We start from the raw sequence: 26,321 nt of genomic DNA on the forward strand, positions 1-26,321 counted from the left end.
CGGGCCGTCATATGTCCCCAGACCCCCGCGCCGAGCTCGACCCTGCAGCGAGACGTTGGCTGGGCAAGGACGCGGAGGCGCTGACGGAGGCTGAAGCCCGCGTGCTGAAGCACGCCCGGCGGCGCAGCGTCCTGATCCGGCGTCCTGCCGGCGACGAACAGAAGACGTTCGGCGAAAGTCTCGCCGACCAGGTCGCGTCCTTCGGCGGCTCCTGGACGTTCATCATCAGTTTCTGCGTGTTCCTGTTGCTGTGGGCCGGGGCCAATCTCTGGCTGCTGTCGCAGCCCTTCGATCCCTACCCGTTCATCTTCCTCAATCTGATGCTGTCGATGCTTGCGGCGCTTCAGGCCCCGGTGATCATGATGAGCCAGAACCGCCAGGCCATCAAAGATCGCGAGAACGCCGCGCGCGACTACGAAGTGAACCTGAAGGCGGAGATCGAGATCATGGGGTTGCACGAGAAGCTGGATCGGCTGAGGGACGAACACATCATGACGCTGATCGCGAAGCAGCAGGAGCAGATCGACCTCCTCACCCGCCTCGTGCGCAGGAACGACGAACTCGGGGGCGGCCGTTGAACGCACAGATCGGGAGCGCTGAGGCGGTCTCTCCTCAGGTCGGCGAGGAGCGGGTCGAGGCCGTATTCCGCAACGGCACGATCACGGCTTACGGCATCACCGTCTCGTTCACCTTGGGGTTCCTCTCGCAATGGGCCTCGAGCGCGGACGCGTGGCGCCTGTATGATGTGCCCGCCGTCGCCGCAGTCTTCGCAGGCGGCATGTTCCAGATCTGGGCGCTGGCTTTGCTTCTGCCGGTCGAAGGTTTGGTGAAGACGATCTATGACCGAGCCACTCGCCTTTATCTGATCGGCCTGGCGCTCACCGGAACAGGCGTCGTGACGGCGGTCTCGTTCGACGTCGCCAGAGGAATCCTTGGCAAGGACGTGACGTGAGCTCTCAACCAGCCGGCCTGACGCATCTCTCCGCCTCCGGCGAGGCCAATATGGTCGACGTCGGGGACAAGCCCGCCACCGTGCGGGAGGCGACGGCGGAGGGCCGCGTGCTCATGGCCCCCGAGACGCTGGCGCTGATCCTCGCCGGCGACGCCAAGAAGGGCGATGTGCTCGGAACGGCGCGGATCGCCGGCATCATGGCCGCGAAGCGGACCCACGAACTGATCCCGCTGTGCCACCCGCTGGCGCTCTCGAAGGTGTCCGTCGAGCTGACGCCGGACGAGGCGCTCCCGGGCGTCGTCGTGACGGCCATGGCGCGGGTGACCGGGCCGACCGGGGTCGAGATGGAGGCTCTGACCGCCGTCTCCGTCGCCTGTCTCACGATCTATGACATGACCAAGGCCGTCGACCGGGGCATGCGGATCGAGGGCGTGCGTCTGCTCGCTAAGTCCGGCGGGCGCTCAGGCGACTTCCGGGCCGAAGGATGAGCGGCCTCCTCCCTGTCGCGGAGGCCCGCGCTCGAATTCTGTCGGGGCTCGCGACGCTTCCCGCCGAACGCGTCGGACTTGGCGAAGCGCTCGGGCGGACGCTCGCCGTCCCGCTCAAGGCGGTCCGGACGCAGCCGCCATGGGACTGCTCCGCCATGGACGGCTATGCGGTGCGTTCGGTGGATGTCCAGTCCGCCCCTGTCCGGCTGCGCGTCGTGGGCGAGGCGGCGGCCGGCAAGGCGTTTGCCGGCGAGGTTGGCTCCGGGCAGGCCGCGCGGATCTTCACCGGGGCGCCGCTGCCCCGCGGCGCCGACGCTGTCCTGCTCCAGGAGAACGCCGACCGGGAGGGCGACGAGGTCGTCGTCCGGGAGCCCGTCCAGGCCGGTCGACATGTCCGCCGCGCCGGCCTCGACTTCTCCGCGGGCGAGACCCTGCTTCCCGCGGGGCGTCGGCTCGGCGCGCGCGACCTCGGGCTCGCGGCCGCGCTCGGCCACGGCGTTCTGGACGTCAGCCGGCGGCCGCGCGTGGCGATCCTGGCGACGGGCGACGAGCTTGCGCTCCCAGGGAAGGAGGCCGGCCCCGACCAGATCTTCGCCTCCAACAGCTTCGCCATCGCGGCCGCCGTGGCCGGCGAAGGCGGCCTGCCGCTCGATCTCGGCATCGCCCCGGACGAGCCGGCGGCGATCCGTGCGGCGATCGAGCGCGCGATCTCCGAGAAAGCGGACATCCTCGTCACGCTCGGGGGCGCGTCGGTGGGCGACCACGACCTCGTCCGGCCGGCGCTCGAGGCGTGCGGAGTCACGCTCGACTTCTGGAAGATCGCCATGCGTCCCGGCAAGCCGATGATGGCCGGACGGCGCGGCGAAATGGTGGCGCTCGGGCTGCCGGGCAACCCGGTGTCGGCGCTCGTCTGTTCCGTCCTCTTCCTGATCCCGGCGCTTCGCCGCCTCGCAGGGTGTTCCGACGTCACGCCCAAGACCCGGCGCGGCCGGCTCGGCCGGGACATGCCGGCGAACGATCACCGCGAAGACTATGTGCGGGCCGCCCTGTCCCATGACGCAGACGGCGTCCCGGTCGCCACCGCGTTCCCGCGGCAGGATTCCTCCATGCTCCGCGCGCTCTCCGAGGCGGAGTGCCTGCTGGTGCGCCCGGCGAACGCCGTCGCGGCTCGGGCGGGAGACCCCTGCGACATCCTTCTTCTGCCCCCACCCCTCTGATCGCCAGCAATCCGGGAACGTCGCCGCGCGGAGCATGCACCGAACGTTAACGGTTGCGGAACACATCTAGAACAGGTAGATTTCTGTTCATGATTTGTTTTGCATCGTCGCGGACCCGCCCATGTTGACCCGCAAGCAGTACGAGCTTCTGCGCTTCATTCATGAGCGGCTGAAGGAGGCCGGCGTTCCGCCCTCCTTCGAGGAGATGAAGGAGGCGCTGGACCTCAAGTCGAAGTCCGGCATTCACCGGCTGATCATGGCGCTCGAGGAGCGCGGTTTCATCCGCCGCCTCCCGAACCGGGCGCGCGCGCTTGAGGTGCTGAAGCTGCCCGAAGCCGCGGCCCCCTCCGTGACGCGGCCGGCGACGCGGTTCTCTCCGAGCGTGATCGAAGGCAACCTCGGACGGCTCAAGCCTGCCTCGTCGAGCGACGATGACGGCGAAGACCGGCGGTCCGCAGTGCATGTGCCCGTCATGGGGCGCATTGCGGCCGGCGTGCCGATCTCGGCGATCCAGACGAGAAGCCACACCATCGCGGTGTCGCCGGACCTGATCTCCACCGGAGAGCACTTCGCGCTCGAGGTGCGAGGCGACTCGATGATCGAGGCCGGCATTCTCGACGGAGATCTGGTCCTCATCCGGCGCCAGGACACGGCCGACACCGGCGACATCGTCGTGGCGCTGGTGGACGAGGAGGAAGCGACGCTGAAACGTCTGCGGAAGCGCGGCGCCTCCATCGCGCTCGAGGCGGCGAACCCCGCTTACGAGACGCGGATCTTCGGGCCCGATCGGGTCGCGATTCAGGGACGGCTCGTGGGCCTGATCCGGCGTTACTGATCATCAGGCGAAACGGCGTCGTCCGCGTCGGTCTCGTCCGGGGGATCGGTGGGATCGACCGGCGGCGGCTCGGGCTCCCGGGTGAGCGGCGGCGTCGCCGCGAAGATCAGTCGGGTCGCTGCCTCGGGAGGCGGCGCTGCGGGCTGCCGGGTCCAGGGCCGGGAGCCGGACGGCTCGAGAGCCGCGACGCCTGAGAAGCCCTTCCCGGAGCGGGTCAGGCTCAGGGCCCCGGTGGCGGCCAGGATCTTCCGGTCTATGACCGCCGCCGTTTCGGCGCATGCCGCGGGCGCCTCGCGCCGGGTGACCACCAGCGTCGCGCGTCGGCAGTCCTCCTCCAGGCCTCTCGCATCCCTGGAGAGCGCCACCAGGCCGCCGCCCGCGAGCGGCGCGACGCAGCCGTAGGCGTCGCAGCGGACGCCGCGCGCCGCCTCTCGCGTGGGCGCGGACGAGCCGTCCGCCGCGAACCAGACCTTGGCCGCGAAACCTCCCGGGCTGGCGCCCACAAGCGCCAGCCGGCCATCCGGCGTCCGCGCCGCGAGCGCCCGGCCGGACGCGTCGATGACGACGTCGGGCCGCGCCGGAAAGGCTGCGAGCGCCAGCGCCGCCGCGAGGATCGGCGCGCCGCCCCAGCGCAGCGGCGTTCGCCAGAGGCAAAGCCAGGCCAGCCCCAGCGCGAACAGGATGAGCGCTTCCGGCCCGAACGCCACCACGTTGCGTTCGGCGCCCGGCCACGACGCAACCGCGTGCGCGATCGCCAGGACGCCCTCGAGCCCAAGGCCCATGAGCCGCCACCAGAAGCCGTCCAGCCCGAGCGGCGCGAAGATGAGGCCGCCGATCGCCGCCGGCATCACGACAAGCCCGATGAGCGGCTCAGCGAGCGCGTTGCCGGCGAGCGCGTAGGGCGTGAGGCGCTGAAAGTGGTAGGCGGCGAACGGGGCGGTGGCCGCCCCGGCGACCAGCGTCGTCATCACCGCGAGCGTGGCCGCCCGCCGCAGGCGGCGCATGACCGCGGCCCCGCGCGAGGCCGGGGGCGGCGCGGGCGGCAGGTCGCGCCTTGTCTCGAACCAGGCGACCAGCCCGGCGACGGCGGCGAACGACATCTGGAAGCTCGGCCCGAGCAGCGCCTCAGGGGTCCAGGCGGCCACCAGCAGCCCGGCGAGCGCGAAGTTGCGGGGGGCGAGCGCGGGCCGACCCAGCATCACGGCGATCAGCGCGACGGCGATCATGACGTAGGAGCGCTGCGTCGCGACCTCCGCGCCGGACAGCGCGAGATAGAAGGTCGCGCCGGCCAGCGCGATCGCAGCGCCGATCTCCTTGACCGGCAGCCTCAGGGCGGCGCGCTGGGACAGCGCCAGAGACGCCCGGGCGAACCAGAACAGGGTTCCCGCGACCAGCGCCATGTGGAGGCCGGAGATCGAGAGGATATGGCTGAGGCCGGCCGCACGCAGATCGTCCGACACCGATTGCGGGATTGGGCCCTGCACGCCGGTGACGAGCGCGGCCGCGACCGCGCCTTCGGGTCCGCCGACGGCGGACGTGATGCGCGCCGTGAGCCGCGCGCGCAATCGCTCCAGCGCAGCCGCGGCCCTCGCCGCGAGGCCCTCGGGAACGGCGGGCAGAAGGCGGATGTCCTTCGCTCCGAAACCCGTCGCTCCGATCTTCTCGAAGAACGCGACCCGCGCGAAATCATAGCCTCCGGGCCGCACCGGTCCTTCCGGCGGCCGCCACAGCGCGGTCAGCGAAACACGGTCTCCGGCCGCGAGCGGCGGATCGGCGCGCGCCGTCACCCGGACGCGCGCCGGCAGATCGTCCGCCGCCAGCGTCGTGAGGCGCTCCGGCTCGATCGTCAGCCGCCGCATGCCGCGCGCCCGCGGCTCCACCAGCAGGACGCGGCCGACGACCTCGCCGCGCAGCGGTCGATCGAGCGCGGGGGCCTCCGCGCGCACGGTCGCGAGCTTTCCGGCGAGGAATCCCGCGCCGCCGAAGGTCACGGCGAGCGCGAGCCACAGCGTCAGGAACTTGCCGCGGGCGAGCCAGAGCAGTGCGAGACCCACCGCCGCCGGCGCCGCGCTCGCCCAAAGCTCCGGCTCGCGGCTCGCCGAGAAATAGATCACCGCGCCGCAGCCGAACGCGACAGGGAGCCACAAGGCCGGCCGGCCGGCCTCCGCCTCCTCGGCCAGCAGGGCGAGCATCCGGTCGGAGAGCCGCAGCCGCCATGCGCGCGCGGCCGCGGAAGGCTCGCCCGCCCGGAGCTCCGGGATGGCCGCCGCGCGCGCTCTGCCCCGCCCTGGCCGCCCCGGCTGCTCAGCCATGGCGCGTCTTTCCCCCGGTCGCGCCGCCATGCTACACCGGCGCGCCGCGGCGTACAGATGACGTCGCCCCCTCCCCCGAGCGCGAGAGAACGACCTGAATTGAGCGACACCGTCGTCACACGCTTCGCGCCGTCGCCGACCGGCTTCCTGCATATCGGCGGCGCCAGGACTGCGCTGTTCAACTGGCTGTTCGCCAGGAGCCTCGGCGGCAAGATGCTGCTGCGGATCGAGGACACGGACCGCGCGCGCTCGACGGAAGCCGCCATCACGGCGATCCTCGACGGGCTGAAGTGGCTGGAGCTCGATTGGGACGGGGAGCCCGTGTTCCAGTTCGCGCGCGCGGGGCGCCATCGCGAGGCGGTCGAGCGGATGCTGGCCGAGGGGCGCGCCTATCGCTGCTACGCGACCGCCCAGGAGCTCGAGGAGATGCGCGCCACGGCGCAGGCCGAGGGCCGCCCGCCGCGCTATGACGGCCGCTGGCGTGACCGTCCCGAGGCCGACTGGCCGACCGACCGGGCGCCGGCGATCCGACTGAAGGCGCCGACCGAGGGCGAAACCGTGATCGACGACCTGGTGCAGGGTCGCGTCGTGATCCCGAACAAGGATCTCGACGACCTCGTGCTGCTGAGGTCGGACGGCACGCCGACCTATATGCTCGCCGTGGTGGTCGACGACCACGACATGGGCGTCACCCACGTCATCCGCGGCGTCGACCATCTCACCAACGCGGCCCGGCAGGCGCAGATCTACGACGCGATGGGCTGGAGCGCGCCCCGGATGGCGCACATCCCGCTGATCCACGGGCCGGACGGCGCGAAGCTCTCCAAGCGCCACGGCGCGCTCGGCGTGGAGGCCTACCGCGAGATGGGCTTCCTGCCGGCGGCGCTGCGCAACTACCTCGCCCGTCTCGGCTGGAGCCACGGCGACGACGAGATCTTCTCGACCGAGCAGGCGATCGAGTGGTTCGACATAGCCGACGTGGGCCGCTCGGCCGCGCGGTTCGATCAGGTGAAGTTGCAGAACCTGAACGGGCATTACATGCGCGCGACGCCCGACGACGAGCTGATGGCGACGTTCCGGGCCGCCCTTCCCTATCTTCCGGGCGGCCTCGCCGCGATCGCGCGCCTCGACGAGACCGGCCGCTGGCCCGCCCTGGAGGGCGCGCTGCCGGGGCTCAAGGAGCGGGCGAAGACCCTCGTCGAACTGCTGGACGGCGCCCGTTTCCTGCTCGATCAGCGGCCGCTGTCGCTGGAGCCGGCTGCGGAGCAGTTGCTGACGCCGGAGGCGCGGCGGCTGCTGGCGCTGCTCGGCGAGCGGCTCGCGGCCATCGAGCCCTGGGCGGCCCCGGAAGCGGAGGCCGCCGTGCGCTCCGTCGCCGAGGAGGCCGGCGTCAAGCTCGGGGCGGCGGCGCAGCCGCTCCGCGCCGCGCTGACCGGGCGCAAGACGTCGCCCGGCATCTTCGACGTGCTCGTCGCGCTCGGGCGTGAGGAAAGCCTCGCGCGGATCGCGGATCAGGCCGCGCAGAGGCCGTGAACCGGGCCAAAACTGGCGCTGCGGTTTGACAGCGCTAGAACGCACTGCAACAAAAGTAGCGTCGCGCTGACCCTGCGCCCTCTCCCTCCAGTGAGCCGGAGAGCCACGTGCCGTCACCGGCGCGACGAGGCCATAATTCCAGCGAAGGGGCATGGCGCATGAATGCGACGACCAGCACGCTCAAGGTTCAAGAAGGCTCGCCAGAAGCCGCGCATCTGAGCGTCGAAGGGGCCGAGCTTGCTCTTCCGATCAAGCACGGCTCCATCGGCCCGTCCGTTCTCGACGTCCAGACGCTCTACAAAGACACCGGACTGTTCACCTACGATCCGGGCTTCACCTCGACCGCGAGCTGCGAGTCGAAGATCACCTATATCGACGGCGACGCCGGCCTGCTGCTCTACCGCGGCTATCCGATCGACGAACTGGCCGAGCACGGCGACTTCCTGGAGACCTGCTACCTGCTGCTGTTCGGCGAACTGCCGACCTCGGCGCAGAAGGCGGAGTTCGACCGGCAGGTCACGCGCCACACCATGGTCCACGAGCAGATGTCGCGCTTCTACAGCGGCTTCCGCCGGGACGCCCACCCGATGGCGGTGATGTGCGGCGTCGTGGGCGCCCTGTCGGCCTTCTACCACGACTCGACCGACATCACCGATCCCGAGCAGCGGTTGATCGCCTCCATCCGCATGATCGCCAAGACGCCGACGCTCGCCGCGATGGCGTACAAATATTCGATCGGCCAGCCCTTCGTATATCCGCAGAACGCGCTCGATTTCTCCGCGAACTTCCTGAACATGTGCTTCGCGGTGCCGTGCGAGGAGTACAAGGTCAATCCGGTGCTCGCGCGCGCGATGGACAGGATCTTCATCCTGCACGCCGATCACGAGCAGAACGCCTCGACCTCGACGGTTCGGCTCGCAGGCTCTTCGGGCGCAAACCCCTTCGCCTGCATCGCGGCGGGCATCGCCTGCCTCTGGGGCCCCGCCCATGGCGGAGCGAACGAGGCCGCCCTCAAGATGCTCGGCGAGATCGGCACGCCCGACAAGGTCGATCTCTACGTCAAGAAGGCCAAGGACAAGAACGACCCGTTCCGCCTGATGGGCTTCGGCCATCGCGTCTACAAGAACTACGACCCCCGCGCCAAGATCATGCAGAAGACCTGCCACGAGGTCCTCGCTGAGCTCGGCATCCAGGACGACCCGCTGCTCGAAGTGGCGATGGAGCTCGAGAAGATCGCCCTCAAGGACGAGTACTTCATCGAGAAGAAGCTCTATCCGAACATCGATTTCTATTCGGGCATCACGCTCAAGGCGATGGGCTTCCCGACCGCTATGTTCACGGTGCTGTTCGCCGTGGCGCGCACCGTCGGCTGGATCGCCCAGTGGAAGGAGATGGTCGAGGATCCGTCGCAGCGCATCGGCCGGCCGCGCCAGCTCTACACCGGCGCGCCGGAGCGGGATTACGTGCCGATCAGCGAGCGCCGCTGAGGCCGCGCCCTGAGCAGGAAAAAAGCCCCGCCTTCCGGCGGGGCTTTTTTCATTTGTCGACCAGCATCGCCGAGATTTCGGCCTCGCAGACCAGCGTCCCGGCGACCTTGGCCTCGCCGCGGAACCACCACATGTTCGCGCGCTTCTTGATCTGCGTCATGTGGTACTCGACCACATCCCCGGGCGTCACCGGCTTGCGGAACTTCGCCTTGTCGATCGTCATGAAGTAGACGATCCGCGGCGAGCTCGGGGCCGTGCGCGACGCCACGCAGATGGCGCCCGCCGTCTGCGCCATGCCTTCGATCAGCAGCACGCCCGGCATCACCGGGGACTGGGGAAAGTGTCCCTGGAAGTGCGGCTCGTTGAACGTCACGTTCTTGATCCCGACGCCCGACCTGTCGCCGTCGATATCGATGATCCGGTCCACGAGCAGGAACGGGTAGCGATGCGGCAGATAGGACATGATCGTCGCGATGTCGGCGGCGGCGAGCGCGGTCGGCTGCGAGGATGGCGTCGCGGTGGCGTCGTTCATTTTGCTTTTCCCTGAGCGCCGACGCGGCTCTACGGCCGTAGCGTCAACGCGTGACATCCAAGAGGTCCGCCGGAGCCCGGCGGCTGTTCGGGGGAGCCTCCGCCCGCTGGGGCGCTCCCCTCTGCTCTACGTGGCGGCCTCGAGATTCCCCACCACCTCGAAGTCGTCGAGCGTCGCGCCAGGCGGGACCTGACTGCGGGCAAGAACGACGCAATGCCGGCCGACAGTGACGTTGTGGCCGATCCGGACAAGGTTGTCGATCTTCGCGCCCTCCCCGATGACCGTGTCACGATCGGCCCCCCGGTCGACGGTGGCGTTCGCGCCGATCTGCACGTCGTCCTGGACGATGGCGCGACCGGTTTGCGGGACCTGCGCGTGGCCGCCGCTCCCGGAGGCGAGCGCGACGCCGTCCTGACCGATGCGGGCGCCCTGGCGGATGATCACCCGGTCGCCGATCAGCGCATGGACGATCGTGGCGCCGGGCCCCACCACGCTGCCGCGGCCCAGCCGGACGTCGGCGCCGATGACGGCGTTGGCGCAGATCACCGCGCCGCACCCGATCTCCGCGCGCGGACCCACCACCGCTCCAGGATCGACCGTGACGTCGTTCTCGAGCTTCGCCTCCGGATGAATGACCGCTCCCGGGGCGACGCCCTCGCCGAACACCGGCTGGGGCCGCAGCGCGCTCGGGAACAGCGCGGCGGCCACCTGCGCCAGCGCCTTCGCCGGCTCCGGCGTGATCAGCGCCACGGCGCCCTCGGGGGCCAGCTCTTCGAATTCGGCCGACGCGAAGACCACGCCCGCCAGACTGCAGCCGACCGCTTCGGCGTCCTCGGAACCTGACAGCGAGGCGGCGTCGGAGGGGCCGGCCCAGCCGATCGGGGCGACGCCTGTGATCGAGGCGTCCTCCGGCCCACGGGCGCGGCGGGCGCCGGTCAGCGCGACCAGCGCCTGCAGGTCGAGCGGCTGCGGCGGGGGGAAGAAGCGGGGTTCGGTCATCGGGCTCCGGCGGCCGCCGGCGCAAACGAAACGGGCGGCGGATGTTTCTCCGCCGCCCGTTTATGAGATTTCCGTGAAGGCTGGAAGCCCGTTCTTAGAACCGGGTGCCGCCGGAGAACCGGAACACCTGGGTCTCGTCATACTTCTCCTTCGACAGCACCTTGGCGAAGTCGAAGCGGATCGGGCCGAGCGGCGAGTTCCAGAGGATCGAGGCGCCGACAGACGAGCGGATCTTCTTGCTGTCCTTGGCGTTCACGAACACCGTGCTGGTCCCGCCGCCGCCGCCCGCGCCGTTCGGAACGCCGCTGATGCTCTTGATGCCGTCATAGCCGAACACGGTGCCGGCGTCGGCGAAGACCGCGCCCTTGAGACCGACCTCACGAGGCAGCCCGAAGATCGGGAACTGCGCTTCGGCGGAGGCGCCGAAGTAGGTCGTGCCGCCGAGCGGATCGTCGTTCGGGCTGCCGACGAGCGGGTTGGCCGTTCCGAGGTCGCGAGGACCAAAGCCCTGCGGCTCGAAGCCACGCACGAGGTCGGGGCCGCCCGGGAAGTGATCGAGCACGCGCAGATCCTGGCCGCCGAACGCTTTCACGTGACCGCCCTGAAGGCGCAGGATGCCGACCACGTCGTCGACGAACAGCGGGTGATAGTACCGGCCGTCGAAGGTCCCGCGGACATACTTGGCGTCGCCGCCGAGGCCCGCCACGTCGCCCTTGAGCTCGGCGTAGATGCCCTGGGTCGGGTTCACCGGGTTGTCGAGCGTGTTGTAGATCAGCGACAGACCGGCGAGCGACGTGAGCGTCTTGCCTTCGGCTTCGAAGATCGCCGCCGACGCGCGGTCGCGGTTCACCGCGCCGTTCTTGTCGAAGATGTCGCGATAGCGGCCCGGGATCTTCAGATCCTGTTGGTAGAGCTGATACCGCGTTCCGACGGTGAACTCGTCCGTGATCGGGAAGCCGAAGCGGAGGCCGCCGCCATAAGTGTCGACCTTGTAGGACGAGTAGTCGGTGTCGTCGCGACGCTTCACGTAAGCGTCGACGCCGGCGGACACGCGATAGCCGAGGAAATACGGCTCAGTGAACGAGAAGTCGAAGCCGGACGTGTTCTGGCCGAACTGAGCCGCGATGCGGGCGTACTGGCCGCGACCGAGGAAGTTGCGCTCGCCGAGCGCGATCTCGCCGATGATGCCGTCCTGCGAGGAGTAGCCGCCGGCGACCGAGAACTCGCCGGTGGGCTGATCCTCGACGTCCACGTTGACGATGACGCGATCCGGCGCCGAACCCGGCTCCGTCGTGATGCGCACGTTCTTGAAGAAGCCGAGCGCCTTGATGCGCCGCTCCGCGCGGTCGATGAAGATCTGGTTGTAGGCGTCGCCTTCGCCGATATCGAACTCGCGGCGGACGACGTAGTCACGCGTGCGGGTGTTGCCGCGCACGTTGATGCGCTCGACGTAGACCCGCGCGCCTTCCTCGACGACGTAGGTGATCGAGATCGTGCGGTTGTTGATGTCGCGATCGCCGCGAGGACGGACCTGCGCGAAGGCGTAGCCGCGCGAGGCCAGCTCGAGCGACATGTTCTCGACCGACTTGTCGACGTCCTTGGCGCTGTAGACCGAGCCCGTCGAGGACTGGATCCGGCTCTTCAGGGTCGCGGCGTCCACCTCGGCGACATGCGACTCCACGTCGACAGGACCGAAGCGGTACTGCTGTCCTTCGTCGACCACGATCTTGAGCGTGAACGCGTTGGTCTCGCGGTTCAGATCGGCGGTCGCCGAAACGACCCGGAAATCAGCGTAGCCGTGGTTGAGGTAGTACTTGCGAAGCTGCTCGAGGTCGGCGTTGACGCGGTCAGGATCGTAGACGTCGGACGTCTTGATCCAGCTCAGCCAGTTCGACTCCGTGGTCGACATCTGGTCGCGCAGCGTGCCGTCGGAGTAGGCCTCGTTGCCTTCGAATTCGATGGCCTGGATCTTGGTCTTGTCGCCCTCGTTGATCTCGAAGACGAGATCCACGCGACCGTTCGGCTGGCTGATCGTCTTCGGCTCGACGGTCACCTGATAGCGGCCGGAGCGCCGATAGATCTCGGTGATGCGCTGGGCGTCGGCCTGCACGACGGCGGGGTTGAACGGCCCGCGCGCCTTCGACTGGACCTCCGAGGTCAGGACCGTGTCCTTAACCTTGGAATTGCCCTCGAACGCCACCCGGTTGATGACCTGGTTCTCGCTGACGTTCACGACGATGCCGCCGCCGGCGCGCGTCACCCGCACGTCGGAGAACAGACCGCTCGCGTAGAGACCGCGGATGCCCTCATCCACGACCGCCTGGGTCAGCGGGCCACGGCCCGTGAAATAGGAACGGATCGTCTCCGCATCGACGCGCTGGTTGCCACGGACGGTGATGCCGTTCGCGCTCTGCGCACTGGCCGCCGTAGCGCCGAGAAGGCCGGCCCCCACGCCCGCTATCATCGGCGCGACCGCGACCGACGAGGCAAGGGCAAGGCGCCCGACTACTCGAACCATACGCTTCATGGGCTGACGGACCCCCGTGCCGTGTGCCGCGCTTCCGCAACCGCTTGCAACGGCTGAAATCCCCGGAGCGACACCGTCCGCTTCTATAGAACTTTGACGCACGTGCAAACTCGCTACTCAACGCCTGTCGACGTTTGCCCCCTGCCGTTGCGGCGAGGCCACGCCACCCCGATTTCAGCCTAGCGACGAAAGATGAACGATGTCGTTCCACGTCGCGAACAGCATCAAGGCTAGCACCAGGGCGAAGCCCAGGCGCATCCCCATTTCCTGCATGCGCGGCCCCAATGGGCGGCCGCGCAGCGCTTCAATCGCATAGAAGAGAAGATGCCCGCCGTCGAGCATCGGGATCGGAACGAGGTTCAACAACCCGATCGAAACCGATAGAATCGCAGCAAGATTGAGCAGTGCTAGGAACCCTAGGCTGGCGAAGTCGCCCGAGGTCTTGGCGATCCGGATCGGGCCGCCGATCTGCTCGGTCGATTCTCTGCCGATCACCATCCGGCCGAGATAGGAGGCGGTGCGAGAAACCTGGAACCAGGTCTCCTGCGCGCCCGCCGCGACGGCCTCCAGGGGGCCATAGCGTTCGAGCCGCAGATTCTGCTGGTTGGTCGAGCGCTTGATTCCGAGCAGGCCGATCTTGAGCTTGTTGCCGAAGGGATCAGAGATCTCCTTCAGCCTCGGCGTCGCCTCGAGAGCGACCTGCTTGCCGGCGCGCTCCACGATCACCCGCAGCGGCTGATCGGCGCTGACCTCGACGATTCTCTGCATGTCGCTGAACGAGCGGATCGGAGAATCGTTGATCCGCAGCACGAGGTCGCCGGGGACGAAGCCAGCCTCGGCCGCCGCGCTTCCCGGCTCGATCTCGTCCACCATCGCTTCCGTGACCGGCCGGCCGGCGACCATGAACACGCCGGCGAAGATCGCGATCGCGAGCAGGAAGTTCGCGATGGGACCAGCGGCCACGATGGCCGCGCGGCTCGGCAGCGGCGCGAAGAAGAAGCTGCCGCGCCGCTCCTCCGGAGTCATCTTCTCCAGAAGCTCGACGTCGGGCCCGCTCGCGGCGTTCTCGTCTCCGGCGAAGCGCACATAGCCGCCCAGCGGAATCGCCGCGATGCGCCAGCGCGTGCCCCTCCGGTCGTTGAAGCCGAACAGCTCCGGCCCGAAGCCGATCGAGAAGGTCAGCACCCGCACGCCCGTCCAGCGCGCGACCAGGAAATGCCCGAGCTCGTGGAAGAAGATCACGAGCGTGAGCACGAACAGGAACGGGAGCAGATAGCCGAGAGTGGCTGAACCTGCGCCCAGCATCTCGTGGAGAAACGTCATCGAATCCTCGAGTCAGGCGGCGCCAGACCGCGCCGCCACAGTGCGATCGCCCAGTCTACTGCGACCGGGGCCGGCTCTCCAGCAGACAAGCGGACGCGATTGCGCGAGCCTCGCCGTCGAGCGCGATGGCCTCGTCGATGGTGGCCGGCGCGGAGCTGAGCCCCCGTCGGCTCGCCTGATCGAGCGCGTCGGCCACGATTCTGGGGATGTCCATGAAGCCGATGCGGCCATCGAGGAACAGCGCGACGGCCACCTCGTTCGCCGCGTTCAGGATGGTCGCCGCGGCGCCGCCCGCCTCCATCGCCTCGCGCGCGAGGCGAAGCGCCGGGAATCGATCGGGATCGGGCGCCTCGAAGGTCAACGAGCCGAGCTGAACGAGGTCGAGCCGGGGAGTCGGGGCGTCGATGCGATGCGGGTGGCCGAGCGCATAGGCGATCGGAACCCGCATGTCAGGCGCCGCGAGCCCGGCCGTCACGGCGCCGTCCCTGAACGTGACGAGCCCGTGCACGACCGACTGGGGATGCACCACCACGTCGAGCCGGCCGGCCTCCACGCCGAACAGATGAAGCGCCTCGATCAGCTCCAGCCCCTTGTTCATCAAGGTGGCGGAATCGATCGTGATCTTCGCGCCCATCGACCAGGTGGGATGCTTGAGCGCGTCCTCCGGACGAGCGGCGGCGATCCGGTCCGCGGGCCACTGCCGGAACGGCCCGCCGGAAGCGGTGATCGTCATCTTCTCGACGTCCGCGACCGGCTGGCCGCCGAGCGCCTGCAGCAATGCGTTGTGCTCGGAATCGACCGGCAACAGCGTCGCGCCGGCGCGCCCGACCTCCGCCATGAAAGCCGCCCCGGCGCAGACGAGGCACTCCTTGGTGGCGAAAGCGACCGCGCCGCCGGTCCTCACCGCGGCGATCGTGGGGGCGAGGCCGGCCGCGCCGCTGATCGCCGCCATCGTCCAGTCGACGGGCAGCGAGGCCGCGTCCAGCATGGCCGAAAGACCTGCGCTCGCCGCAACGCCGGAACCCTCGAGGATGGAGGAAAGCCGCGGCCCCTGCGCCGGATCGGCGATCACGGCGCGCCGCGCCCCGGTTCTGGCCGCCAGCTCGGCGAGGCTTGCGGCGTCGTTCCCGGCGACGAGCGCTTCGACTTCAAACAGGTCCGGGTGCCGCTCGATCAGGTCGAGCGTCGCGCGGCCCACCGAGCCGGTCGCGCCCAGAACCGTGACGCGCCGCCTGCCGCCTGGGCTCACCATCGCAGAAGGCCCTGCCCCGCGCCGTCGAGCCCGCCGCGCGCGAGCCCGACCGCCGCCACGAAGGTGGCGGCGACGAGGAAGCCGTCGAGCCGGTCCATGAGGCCGCCATGGCCGGGGATCAGCTGGCTCGAGTCCTTTGCGCCGAAGGCGCGCTTCACGCCTGACTCGAACAGGTCCCCGAGCTCCGCCAGAACCGCCGTGACCAGCGCGACCAGGGCGACCGGCCAAAGATTGCCGACCCCGCCGAGCGCGGCGACGCCGACGCCCGCGCAGGCCGCCGCGGCCGCGCCGCCCACGGCGCCGGACCATGTCTTCTTCGGCGAGATGCGGGGCGCGAGCTTCGGACCGCCGATCGCCCGGCCGGTGAAATAGGCTGCGATGTCCGTGGCCCACACCACGGCGAACAGCCAGAGCGTCGCGAGCAGCCCGTCATGCGGGTCGCGCCGCAGGAGGATCACCCCGATGAAGACGGCGGCCCCGTAGGGCACGGCGGCGGCTGTGACATAGACCGGACGCGCCAGCAGCGCGGCGGCGGCGGCCCCGATGGCGAGCGCCGCAGCGATCACCCAGAACGGGATGGCGAAGTAGCTCGCGAGCCCGACCAGCGCGCCGGCGACGCCGAGCGTGAGCCCGACCGTCTGCGCCGCGCGCCGCCGCGCCCTCGGATCAGGCGAGGAGAGCCAGGCCCACTCGACTCCGACCGCGACGCCGGCGAGCGTCCAGAAGACGGCGAACAGGAGGCCCCCGATCCAGGCCGATAGCAGCGCCGCGGCGATCATGACGACGCCTGAGACGACGCGTTTCGCCAGCTCCGAGGAGCTGCGGGCCGCCTGCGGAGCTTCCGTCACGCGCCGGTCCGCGCCGCGCGACCGCCATAGCGACGCTGCCGCGACCGGAAGCTCGCGATGGCCTCCTCGAAGTCGGAGCGGCCGAAATCCGGCCAGAACTGCGGCAGGAACACGAACTCCGCATAGGCGCTCTGCCACAGCAGGAAGTTCGACAGCCGCAGCTCCCCGCTCGTGCGGATCACCAGATCCGGATCGGGGATGTTCGCGGTGTCGAGATGCGCCGAAATGCACGCGACGTCGATGTCCGCAGGGTCGAGGCGGCCATCGCGCACCTCCGCGGCGATCCGCCGGACCGCGCGCACGATCTCCTGCCGGCCGCCATAGTTGAAGGCGACGACGAGGTTCAGGCCGGTGTTCGCCCGCGTCAGACTCTCGGCCTCCTCGAGCAGGTTCGCGATGTCCTGCGGGAGCCCCTCCCGCTCGCCGATCACCCGCACGCGCACGTTCTCGCGGTGCAGCTCGGAGAGATCCCGCCGGATGAAGAGCCGCAACAGATTGAGCAGGTCGGAGACCTCCTCGGCGGGCCGCGACCAGTTCTCCGAGGAGAAGCTGTAGAGCGTGAGGTACCGGACGCCGAGCTCATAGGCCGCCTGGACGGCGCGCCTCAGCGCCTCCACGCCGCGGCGGTGGCCTTCGAGCCGCGGCAGCCCGCGCGCCGCAGCCCAACGCCCATTGCCGTCCATGATGATCGCGACGTGCCGCGGCGGCGCGCCTTCGGCCGCCTGCTCGGCCGGAGTTCCACTCAATCTGCTCAGACTGCTCGGCGACATGGCAGGGCCCGGACCAGCATGCTCGAAGCCCCGGTCCGGCATGGCCAGGACCTTCGTCACATTCGGCCTGGCGGCCGAGGCGGCTATCCGTCCGGAGGGTATCACACCTGCAGGATATCTTTTTCCTTCGCCGCGACCGCCTGGTCGATCTCTGCGACCGAGGCGTCCGTGGCCTTCTGGACCTGATCCGCCAGGCGGTCGTGGTCGTCCTGGCTGATGTCGCCGTCCTTCTCGTTCTTCTTCAGGGTGTCGAGGCCGTCGCGGCGGACGTGCCGCACGGCGATCCGCGCCTGCTCGGCGTATTTGTGGGCGACCTTGACGAGCTCCTTGCGCCGCTCGGCGTTGAGCTCCGGCAGAGGGATCCGCATGAGCTGACCCTCGGTGATCGGGTTGAGGCCCAGATTGGCCTCCCGGATCGCCTTCTCCACGGCGCCGACCATGGAGCGGTCCCAGACCTGAACGCTCAGCATGCGCGATTCGGGCACGCTGACCGTCGCGACCTGGTTGAGCGGCATCTCGGCGCCGTAGGCGTTCACCGTCACCGGGTCGAGCAGGTTCGCCGAAGCGCGGCCTGTGCGAAGCCCCTGAAGGTCGGTCTTCAGCGAGGCGATCGCCCCCTGCATGCGGCGCTTGATGTCATCGATGTCGAACGAACCGGCGGACATGATGGAGATGCTTCCTGCTTGCGGGCCTGAAGGGCGCTTGAGGCGCGTCAGCTCGTGACGATCGTCGCGCGTCCTCCGCCGCAGATGACCGCCGGGATCGAGCCGGGCTCATGGATGGAAAACACGATTAGCGGAAGTGCGTTCTCGCGGGCAAGCGCGAAGGCCGCCGCGTCCATGACCTTGAGGTCGCGCTGAAGCACCTCGTCATGGGTGACGCGGTCGAAGCGCGTGGCTGTCGGATCGGTCTTGGGATCGCCGGTGTAGACGCCGTCGACCTGCGTCGCCTTCAGAAGCGCGTCGCAGCCGGTCTCGATCGCTCGCAGGGCCGCCGCGGTGTCGGTGGTGAAGAACGGATTGCCCGTTCCGGCCGCGAAGATCACGACCCTCCCGCGGTCGAGATGCGCCAGCGCGCGGGGCCGGGTGTAGGTCTCGCAGACGGCCGGCATGTCGAGCGCAGACAGCACCCGCGTCTGCACGCCCTGCCGCATCAACGCGGCCGCGAGCGCGAGCGCGTTCATGACGGTGGCGAGCATGCCCATGTAGTCGCCGGTCGCCCGGTCGACGCCCTGGGCCGAGACCTGCACGCCGCGGAAGATGTTGCCGCCGCCGACGACCACCGCGAGTTCGACCCCGAGCGCATGCGCCGCCGCGAGATCGGCGGCGATGCGGTCCACGGTCGGCTGATGGAGCCCGAAGGCGGAGGGCCCCATCAGGGCCTCGCCCGACACCTTGACGAGGACGCGTCGATAGAGCGGCGTCGTCGCGGAGGCGGGCGTCACGGCGTCAGCTTTTCGTGCCGGCGGCCGCGGCGACCTCGGCCGCGAAGTCGCTTTCCTCGCGCTCGACGCCCTCGCCCAGCGCGAGCCGGACGAAGCCGGTGATCTCGATCGGGGCGCCGACTTCGGCCTCGGCCGCCTTCACGGCCTGGGCGACGGTCTTGGAGCCGTCATGCACGAAGGGCTGATCGACGAGGCAGACCTCCTTGTAGAAGGTCTTGACGCCGCTCTCGACGATCTTCTCGACGACGTTCTCGGGCTTGCCCGAGGCGCGCGCCTTGTCGGCCAGAACGTTGCGCTCGCGCTCGACGATCGCAGGGTCGAGCGAGGCCGCGTCGAGAGCCTGCGGGTTGATCGCCGCGATGTGCATCGCGACCTGACGACCGAGCGCGGCGAGCGGCTCGGCCTTGCCCTCGGACTTGAGCCCGACGAGGACCGCGATCTTGCCGAGGTTCGGCGCGACCGGCGAATGCACGTAGGAGCCCACGACGCCGGCCGGCACGACGATCTGCGCCGCGCGGCGCAGCGTCATGTTCTCGCCGATCTTGGCGACGGTCGCCTGGATCTTCTCCTGGACGCTGCCGCCGCCCGGATAACCGGCCGCCTCGATGGTCGAGACGTCGGCGCCGGCCTCGAGCGCGACGGTCGCGATCGTGGCGACCATCTCCTGGAATTCCGGGTTGCGCGCGACGAAGTCCGTCTCGGCGTTCACCTCGATCGCGACGCCCTTCGGGCCCGCCACCGCAAGCGCCACCAGACCTTCCGCCGCGACGCGGCCGGCCTTCTTGGCGGCCTTGGCGAGGCCCTTCTTGCGCAGCCAGTCGACCGCGGCCTCCATGTCGCCGCCGGCCTCGCCGAGCGCATTCTTGCAGTCCATCATGCCGGCGCCGGTCTTCTCGCGAAGCTCCTTCACCATGGCTGCGGTGATGTTGGCCATTGTATCCTCTAACTCGCGCCGCCACGCGGGACGACGAATGTCGGTTGGGGCCCGCGCCTGACGACGCGGGCGTCCCGATCGATCGTCAGGCCGCGACGCCGGCGAGGTGCTCGCGCGCCTGCGCGACCCAGCCTTCGCGGTCGATGCGGCCGTTGAGCTTCATGTCGGCGTCCGCCTTCGCGACGTCCTCCGGCTTCATCGCCGAGAGCTGCCAGTAGTGGTAGATGCCGTACTCGTTCAGCTTCTGCTCGAGCTGCGGGCCGACGCCCGTGAGCTTCGACAGATCGTCCGGCGCGCCGCGCGGAGCGGCGAGCAGCTCGAACGCCTCCTCGGCCGCCTCGGGCTCGGCGGTCTCGGCGACGGCGATCGCCGGCTCCTCGAGCGCGGGCTCCTCCTGCGCGCCGAGATCGACGCCGAGGTCGCCCTGGCCGCGGCCGATGCCGTCGATCGCGGCGCGGGCGATCAGGTCGCCGTAGAGCGCAAGCGCGCGGCCGGCGTCGTCATTGCCCGGGATCGGATAGGTGATGCCTTCCGGATCCGAATTGGTGTCGAGGATCGCCGCGACCGGGATGCCGAGCCGCTGCGCTTCCTTGACGGCGATCTGCTCCTTGTTCGTGTCGATCACGAAGATCAGGTTCGGCAGGCCGCCCATGTCCTTGATGCCGCCGAGCGTCTTCTCGAGCTTGTCGCGCTCGCGCGACAGCGTCAGACGCTCCTTCTTGGTGAAGCCCTGGGCCTCGCCGGAGAGCATCTCCTCGAGCTTGCGCAGGCGCTGGATCGAGCCGGAGATCGTCTTCCAGTTGGTCAGCATGCCGCCGAGCCAGCGGGAGTTGACGAAGTACTGGGCCGACCGGCGCGCCGAATCCGCGACGATGTCGGCGGCCTGGCGCTTGGTGCCGACGATGAGCACGCGGCCGCCGCCGGCGACGACGTCGCTCACGGCCTGAAGCGCGCGGTGCAGCAGCGGCACCGTCTGGGCGAGGTCGATGATGTGGATGTTGTTGCGGGCGCCGAAGATGTAGGGGCCCATCTTCGGGTTCCAGCGGTGGGCCTGATGGCCGAAATGCACGCCAGCTTCGAGCAGCTGGCGCATCGTGAAGTCGGGAAGCGCCATTTTCGTATTCTCCGGTTGCCTTCGCGGGCGCCGCTGGCTCTCTGGCCAGCGCCGGAACGGCTTGGTTATCGCCGCCTGCCCGCGTGTGGGATGGCGCGGCTTATAGGCGAAAGGCGGACATGAAGGCAAGCCGAGAGCCTGCCCGCCTTTCAGGTTGAAGCGCGCTGGATCCGCGGCATCTCAGGCGGCCTCGACCGCGACGACGCCCGGCACGGTCTTCAGCGCCCCGGCGATCTGCGGCGAGACCCGATAGCGGCCGGGCAGCCTGATCTCGACCTCGGTCTCCTCCTCGTCCAGCAGAAGGACGACCGAGACCTCCCCGTCGCCGGCCTCCAGCCGCCGCGAGACGTGCTCCATCGGTTCGGCCGCCCGCATGAAGATGCGCACGGAGCGCTGCAGCCGCTCCGCCGCCTGGTCGAGCGGTTCGACATGCTCGAGCCGCAGTCGCAGCTCGTCGCCCTCCACGGCGGCCGACACCCCGACGATCACCGGCGTGTTGGGTTCGAGCAGGTCGCGGTATTTGGCGAGTCCTTCCGAGAAGATCACCGCCTCATAGTGCCCCGTCGGGTCCGACAGGGTGACCACGCCCATGCGGTTGCCGGTCTTGGTCTTGCGCTCCTGCCGGGTCAGCACCGTGGCGGCGAGCCGGCCCGCCGTCGCGCCCGCCTTGGCGGCGGCCGCGAAGTCCGCGAAGCGCCTCACCCTCAGCTTCTCCAGCAGCGCCTGGTAGTCGTCGAGCGGATGGCCCGAGAGGAAGAAGCCGACCGCCTCATACTCGCGCTTCAGACGCTCGCCCGCCGACCAGGCCTCGTGCGGCTGCGGGCGGATCGGCTCCTCGGCCGCCTCGAAGAAGCCGAACTGGCCGATCGCCTCGTCGTCCCTGGTGCGGGAGGCGATCGCCATCACGGCGTCGACGCTCGCGAGCGCCCGGGCGCGGTCCGGCTCGAGCGCGTCGAGCGCGCCCGCCTGGACCAGGCTTTCCAGCGCGCGCCGCGGCAGGGCCTTGGCGTCGAGGCGCCTGGCGAAATCCCGCAGATCGCGGAACTTGCCCTCGCGCCGCTGCGCCACGATGCCCTCGACCGCCTGCGGCCCGACGCCCTTCAGCGCCGCGAGCGCGTAGAGGATCGCACCGTCCTCGACGTCGAAGGCGACGTTGGAGCGGTTCACGCAAGGCGGCCGCACGGCGATTCCGAGCCGCATGGCCTCCTGACGGAACTCGGCCAGCTTGTCGGTCGAGCCCATGTCCAGCGTCATCGAGGCCGCCAGGAACTCCACCGGATAGGTCGCCTTGAGATAGGCGGTCTGGTAGGCGACCAGGGCGTAGGCGGCGGCGTGGCTCTTGTTGAAGCCGTAGTCCGCGAACTTCGCGAGCAGCTCGAAGATCGTGGCCGCGTCGGCCTTGCCGATGCCGCGCTCGACCGCGCCGGAGACGAAGCGTTCGCGCTGCGCGTCCATCTCGGAGCGGATCTTCTTGCCCATCGCGCGGCGCAGCAGGTCGGCTTCGCCGAGCGAGTAGCCGGCGAGCGACTGCGCCACCTGCATCACCTGTTCCTGGTAGATGATGACGCCGAACGTCTCGGACAGGATCGGTTCGAGCTTGGGGTGCAGGTACTCCGGCTTCTCGAGCCCGTGCTTGCGCGCGCAGTAGGTCGGGATGTTCGCCATCGGGCCCGGCCGGTAGAGCGCGACCAGCGCGATGATGTCCTCGAAGCGGTCCGGCTTCATGTCGGCGAGCGCACGCCGCATTCCCGCGCTTTCGAGCTGGAACACCCCGACGGTCTCGCCCCGCGACAGCATCGCGTAGGTCGCCGGATCGTCGATCGGGATCGTCTCGAGGTCGAGCTCCACGCCGCGCTGCCGCAGCAGCTTCGCGGTGGTCGACAGCGTGGTCAGCGTCTTGAGGCCAAGGAAGTCGAACTTCACGAGGCCCGCGGGCTCCACCCACTTCATGTTGAACTGGGTGACCGGCATTTCGGAGCGCGGATCGCGGTAGAGCGGCACCAGCTGCTCGAGCGGCCGGTCGCCGATGACGATGCCGGCCGCATGCGTCGAGGCGTGGCGGTAGAGGCCCTCGAGCTTCAGCGCGATGTCGAGCATGCGCCCGACGGTCGGGTCCGTGTTACGGGCCTCGGCGAGCTTCGGCTCGTCGCCGACCGCCTGCTTGAGCGTCACCGGATTGGCCGGGTTCTGCGGAACGAGCTTGCAGAGCTTGTCGACCTGCCCGTAGGGCATTTCGAGCACGCGCCCGACGTCGCGCATCACGCCGCGCGCCTGCAGCGTGCCGAAGGTGATGATCTGCGCCACGCGGTCCTGGCCGTAGCGGTCCTGGACGTAGCGGATCACCTCCTCGCGCCGGTCCTGGCAGAAGTCGATGTCGAAGTCCGGCATCGACACGCGCTCGGGATTGAGGAAGCGCTCGAACAGCAGCCCGAACCTCAGCGGGTCGAGGTCCGTGATGGTGAGCGCGTAAGCGACGAGCGAGCCTGCGCCGGAGCCGCGGCCCGGGCCGACCGGAATGCCCTGCGCCTTCGCCCATTTGATGAAGTCCGAGACGATCAGGAAGTAGCCCGGATATTTCATGCGCTCGATGACGCCGAGCTCGAACTCGAGACGCGCCTCGTAGTCCTGCACCGAGAGCCCGGGCGCGGGTTCGTGGGCGGCGAGCCGGGCCGCAAGGCCCGCCTGCGCCTGACGCCGGAGCTCCGCGGCCTCGGCGTCGGCGCCGTCCGCGGTCGCGTCGCCCACCGTGAAGCGCGGCAGGATCGGCTTGGCGGTGCGGGGCCGGTAGGCGCTCCGCCGTGCGATCTCGACGGTGTTCTCGAGCGCCTCCGGCAGATCGGAGAACAGCGCCGCCATCTCGGCGCGGGTCTTGAGGTAGTGGTCGGGCGACATCTGCCGGCGGTCGGTCTCGGCCAGCACCCGGCCGTCGGCCAGGCAGATGAGCGCGTCGTGCGCCTCGTGGTCGGCGCGCTCCACGAACCGCGCGCCGTTCGTGGCGACGAGCGGCAGCCCCCGCTCATAGGCGAGCCCGACCAAAGCGGGCTCGACGGCGGCCTCGCCCGGCAGGCCGTGTCGCTGCAGCTCGATATAGAGCCGGTCGCCGAAGAAGCCCGAAAGCCTGCTCAGCCTCGCGCCCGCGACGTCGTCCGCGCCTTCCGAGAAGGCGCAGTCGAGCGGTCCCTCGGGGCCGCCCGTGAGAGCGATCAGCCCCCCGCAGAGACCTTCCAGCATCTCGAGCGTGGCGTGCGGGGGCGCGTCCGGGTCGCTCTGGAGAAAGGCGCGACTGCTCAGCGCCATCAGGTTCCGGTAACCCTCGGCCGACTGCGCGAGCAGCACGATCGAAGGGCGCCGAAGGTCGCGCGCCGGCCGGCCGCCGCGCTGTTCGCGATCGTTGAAGTCGACCGGCAGGGTGAGCCCGACGATCGGCTGCACGCCGGCGCCGGCGAGTTTCTCGGAGAATTCAAGCGCGCCGAACAGATTGTCGTCCGTCAGCGCGATCGCCGGCATCCGGTCGGACTTCGCCGCCGCGGCGAGTTTCGCGATGGTGAGCGCGCCTTCGAGCAGCGAGAAGGACGAGCGCACATTGAGATGCACGAAGCCCGGGTCGCTCGTCAGTCCTCCCGCCGCCATGTCCGCTCCTTCGTGATCAGCCCCGACCCTACCCGGCTCCGCGCGGCGGCGCCTGATCTAACGGCGGGTCTCCACAGGAGAGGACCTTCAGGCCGCGCCGAGCGCCACCGCCCAGACCATCACGGCTCCGACGAACAAGGTCACGGAGGCGAGCTCGAGGCAGAAGACAGTCGCTGCGCGGATGCCGTGGAAGGCCATGGTTCTCTCCCCGTTCTTGTCTGTACCTTATTTGTTCTCCTGCGCACGCCGGAGTCAAGCGCCCCGGTCCGGGGTTCCGTCAGCGCTCGCCGAACAGTTCGCGTTGCGCCTTCTCCAGCTCCTCGGCGTAGCGCCGGCGCACGAAGGTTTCCGAGAGCACGCCGAGCACCTCGCTGTCGGGGCCGATGACGGCGAGCTCGTCGACCTGCGCCGAGTCGAACAGGCGCATCACCGCCCCGATGTCCATCTCCGGCCTGAGCGCGACGTCTTTCGCGCTCGCGAGCTGCGCCACCGGCTGGGCGGGATCGACGCCCTCCCCGTAGGCCGCGGCCGTGACCAGAACGCCGGCGTATCTGCCCGTCTCGTCCGCCAGCACCACACGGCTCGTCGATCCGAGCGGGAACCGCCGACGGAACTCGGCGACCGTGGTCGAAGAGGGGGTGGTGTTGGCCTCGCGGCGCATCATGCGGCCAGCGGTGAGCGTCTTCACCCAGCCGACGTCGCGTGCGCTCTTCACCGTCTCGCCCCGCAGATGGAGGCGCCAGGTGGAGAACGAGTAGCCGAACGCCTCGCGCACGATGGTGCTCGCGACGAGCGCGGCGGCCAGCACCGCGCCGGTGAGCGTCAGGTCGCGCGTCGCCTCGAGCACCAGCATCGCCATGGTGATGGGCCCGCCCACCACCGCGACGGCGAGCGCCGCCATCCCGACCAGCGCGGCGTCGGTGACGTTGACGATGCCCGGGCCGAGAATCACGGCCGCGCCCTCGGCGAACAGATGTCCCGCGAGCGTCCCGAGGAACAGCGAGGCGAAGAACAGGCCGCCGCGGAAGCCGAAGCCGAGCGAGACGATCGAGGCCAGGCACTTGGCGACGAACACGACGGCGATGAAGCCGAGCGCCGCGCCGCCGGCGAGGTCGAGATGCAGCGCGCCGTGCCCGGCCGAGAGCACCTGCGGCGAGATCATCGCGAGCGGGATCAGCAGCAGGCCGCCTATCGCGGGCCGCGCATAGGCCGGCAGCTTCGCCTTGCGGGCGCCGATCTCCACCAGCGCGACCGAGCGCATCAGGAGGATGCCGATGATGGCGCAGAGCGCGCCGAGCGGCGCCAGCATCAGGAGATCGGTGGCGCCCAGCGCCCCGCCGGTCGGCGCGCTGACCAGGTACGGCGTCGAGCCGAGCGCCCGCGCGGTCATGACGCCCGCGAGCGCGGCCGCGGCGATCGGGGCGATGGCCGAAGGCGTGTAGGCGCCGATGACGATTTCGAACGCGTAGAACGCGCCCGTCAGCGGCGCGCCGAAGGCGGCGGCGATGCCGGCGCCCGCCCCCGCCCCGACCAGCGTCCGCACGTCCGCCCGCCTGATCCGGAAGGCCCGCCCGGCGAGCGAGCCGCCCGCGCCGCCCATCTGCGCATAGGCGGCCTCGAGGCCGACCGAGGCGCCGAAGCCGTTCGAGATCAGCGTCTGCCCGGAGATGATGAGGCTGTCGATCACGGACATCCGCCCGCCGTGAAGCGCGTTGGCTTCGACCGCGTCCACCAGGGCGCGGCGGCGCGCCCGGACCATCAGGGTGAACGCCGCGAGCGCGACGCCGCCGAGCGGCAGGATGAGGAGCTGGGGCAGGCTGAGCGACGGCAAGGCGCTGAGCCGCGCCTCGGCCGGCAGCCGGAACAGCAGGTGCTGCACCGTCTCGGCGATGGCGCCCTGCGCCACCGTCAACGCCCCGGCCGCGGAGCCGACCACGATCGCAAGGCCGACGAGCCAGGCTTCGCTCGCCCTGAAGCGGCCGCTGATCCAGTCGAGCAGCGCCGCCGCCCGGGGCGCGCGCCGCAGAACCGCTCCCTGCTCGGCCGCCTTCAGCTCCCGGGCCCGCTCCGGCTCCGCCGTCGGAACGGGCGAGCCGGTCGGGGTCGGGCCTTCGGGCGCCAAGC

General features: G+C 69.9%; 21 protein-coding genes. 7 read left to right on the top strand and 14 right to left on the bottom strand.

The window, feature by feature from the left end:
• Positions 1–11 precede the first annotated feature (11 nt).
• The 5 genes from GGR24_RS14985 (at position 12) to lexA (ending at position 3,492) form a co-directional block, all read left to right on the top strand.
• Positions 12–578, top strand: a complete 567-nt coding sequence (locus tag GGR24_RS14985; RefSeq protein ID WP_183396185.1) for a DUF1003 domain-containing protein — start codon at positions 12–14, stop codon at positions 576–578.
• A complete protein-coding gene (locus GGR24_RS14990) occupies positions 575–952 on the top strand; it encodes a hypothetical protein (RefSeq protein ID WP_183396186.1) in 378 nt (125 codons plus the stop codon). Before GGR24_RS14985 ends, GGR24_RS14990 begins: the two co-directional genes overlap by 4 nt.
• On the top strand, positions 949–1,440 hold the full coding sequence (gene moaC, locus GGR24_RS14995; RefSeq protein ID WP_183396187.1) for a cyclic pyranopterin monophosphate synthase MoaC: 492 nt from the start codon (positions 949–951) through the stop codon (positions 1,438–1,440). The genes GGR24_RS14990 and moaC overlap by 4 nt, the downstream gene beginning before the upstream one ends.
• On the top strand, positions 1,437–2,657 hold the full coding sequence (locus GGR24_RS15000) for a molybdopterin molybdotransferase MoeA (RefSeq protein WP_183396188.1): 1,221 nt from the start codon (positions 1,437–1,439) through the stop codon (positions 2,655–2,657). Before moaC ends, GGR24_RS15000 begins: the two co-directional genes overlap by 4 nt.
• 121 nt (positions 2,658–2,778) lie before the next feature.
• Entirely contained in the window at positions 2,779–3,492 is a 714-nt protein-coding gene (gene lexA, locus GGR24_RS15005) for a transcriptional repressor LexA (RefSeq protein ID WP_183396189.1), read from the top strand.
• Here lexA and GGR24_RS15010 read toward each other — a convergent pair.
• Positions 3,486–5,804 (bottom strand): ComEC/Rec2 family competence protein, encoded by a 2,319-nt coding sequence (locus GGR24_RS15010; RefSeq protein ID WP_183396190.1) that lies wholly within the window; start codon positions 5,802–5,804, stop codon positions 3,486–3,488. The two genes, lexA and GGR24_RS15010, sit on opposite strands and share 7 nt — an antisense overlap.
• A gap of 99 nt (positions 5,805–5,903) precedes the next feature.
• On the opposite strand from GGR24_RS15010, the gene gltX reads away from it, so the two are divergent.
• Together gltX and gltA are read left to right on the top strand one after the other, a co-directional pair.
• Positions 5,904–7,337, top strand: coding sequence for a glutamate--tRNA ligase (gene gltX / locus GGR24_RS15015; protein ID WP_183396191.1), 1,434 nt, complete (start codon positions 5,904–5,906; stop codon positions 7,335–7,337).
• Positions 7,338–7,495: 158 nt separating this feature from the next.
• Complete coding sequence (gene gltA, locus GGR24_RS15020) at positions 7,496–8,824, top strand: citrate synthase (RefSeq protein WP_183396192.1); 1,329 nt, start codon at positions 7,496–7,498, stop codon at positions 8,822–8,824.
• A gap of 49 nt (positions 8,825–8,873) precedes the next feature.
• Here the strand turns inward: gltA and fabZ are convergent, their stop codons facing one another.
• The 13 genes from fabZ to GGR24_RS15085 all read right to left on the bottom strand — a co-directional run bounded on the left by fabZ (position 8,874) and on the right by GGR24_RS15085 (position 26,319).
• Positions 8,874–9,356, bottom strand: a complete 483-nt coding sequence (fabZ, locus tag GGR24_RS15025; protein WP_183396193.1) for a 3-hydroxyacyl-ACP dehydratase FabZ — start codon at positions 9,354–9,356, stop codon at positions 8,874–8,876.
• 126 nt (positions 9,357–9,482) lie between these two features.
• On the bottom strand, positions 9,483–10,355 hold the full coding sequence (locus GGR24_RS15030; RefSeq protein WP_183396194.1) for a UDP-3-O-(3-hydroxymyristoyl)glucosamine N-acyltransferase: 873 nt from the start codon (positions 10,353–10,355) through the stop codon (positions 9,483–9,485).
• A 94-nt stretch (positions 10,356–10,449) separates the two neighbouring features.
• Entirely contained in the window at positions 10,450–12,873 is a 2,424-nt protein-coding gene (gene bamA, locus GGR24_RS15035) for an outer membrane protein assembly factor BamA (protein WP_183396195.1), read from the bottom strand.
• Positions 12,874–13,056: 183 nt separating this feature from the next.
• Positions 13,057–14,205, bottom strand: coding sequence for an RIP metalloprotease RseP (gene rseP, locus GGR24_RS15040; RefSeq protein WP_183396196.1), 1,149 nt, complete (start codon positions 14,203–14,205; stop codon positions 13,057–13,059).
• 55 nt (positions 14,206–14,260) lie between these two features.
• Positions 14,261–15,457, bottom strand: a complete 1,197-nt coding sequence (gene dxr / locus GGR24_RS15045; RefSeq protein WP_183396197.1) for a 1-deoxy-D-xylulose-5-phosphate reductoisomerase — start codon at positions 15,455–15,457, stop codon at positions 14,261–14,263.
• On the bottom strand, positions 15,451–16,305 hold the full coding sequence (locus GGR24_RS15050; protein ID WP_343066266.1) for a phosphatidate cytidylyltransferase: 855 nt from the start codon (positions 16,303–16,305) through the stop codon (positions 15,451–15,453). Before GGR24_RS15050 ends, dxr begins: the two co-directional genes overlap by 7 nt.
• Positions 16,302–17,075 carry an isoprenyl transferase gene (locus GGR24_RS15055; protein WP_183396198.1) on the bottom strand — a complete coding sequence of 258 codons (774 nt, stop codon included), beginning with the start codon at positions 17,073–17,075 and terminating at the stop codon, positions 16,302–16,304. Before GGR24_RS15055 ends, GGR24_RS15050 begins: the two co-directional genes overlap by 4 nt.
• 101 nt (positions 17,076–17,176) lie before the next feature.
• Positions 17,177–17,740 (bottom strand): ribosome recycling factor, encoded by a 564-nt coding sequence (frr, locus tag GGR24_RS15060; RefSeq protein WP_183396199.1) that lies wholly within the window; start codon positions 17,738–17,740, stop codon positions 17,177–17,179.
• A gap of 47 nt (positions 17,741–17,787) precedes the next feature.
• Positions 17,788–18,519, bottom strand: coding sequence for a UMP kinase (pyrH, locus tag GGR24_RS15065; protein WP_183396200.1), 732 nt, complete (start codon positions 18,517–18,519; stop codon positions 17,788–17,790).
• A gap of 4 nt (positions 18,520–18,523) precedes the next feature.
• Entirely contained in the window at positions 18,524–19,453 is a 930-nt protein-coding gene (tsf, locus tag GGR24_RS15070; RefSeq protein WP_183396201.1) for a translation elongation factor Ts, read from the bottom strand.
• 85 nt (positions 19,454–19,538) lie between these two features.
• Positions 19,539–20,567 carry a 30S ribosomal protein S2 gene (locus GGR24_RS15075; protein WP_183396202.1) on the bottom strand — a complete coding sequence of 343 codons (1,029 nt, stop codon included), beginning with the start codon at positions 20,565–20,567 and terminating at the stop codon, positions 19,539–19,541.
• A gap of 180 nt (positions 20,568–20,747) precedes the next feature.
• Complete coding sequence (gene dnaE, locus GGR24_RS15080) at positions 20,748–24,197, bottom strand: DNA polymerase III subunit alpha (RefSeq protein ID WP_183396203.1); 3,450 nt, start codon at positions 24,195–24,197, stop codon at positions 20,748–20,750.
• Positions 24,198–24,474: 277 nt separating this feature from the next.
• Entirely contained in the window at positions 24,475–26,319 is a 1,845-nt protein-coding gene (locus GGR24_RS15085; RefSeq protein ID WP_246398523.1) for a chloride channel protein, read from the bottom strand.
• Positions 26,320–26,321: the final 2 nt, after the last annotated feature.

The sequence above is a fragment of the Hansschlegelia beijingensis genome, assembly GCF_014196425.1.
GTDB lineage: Bacteria > Pseudomonadota > Alphaproteobacteria > Rhizobiales > Methylopilaceae > Methylopila > Methylopila beijingensis.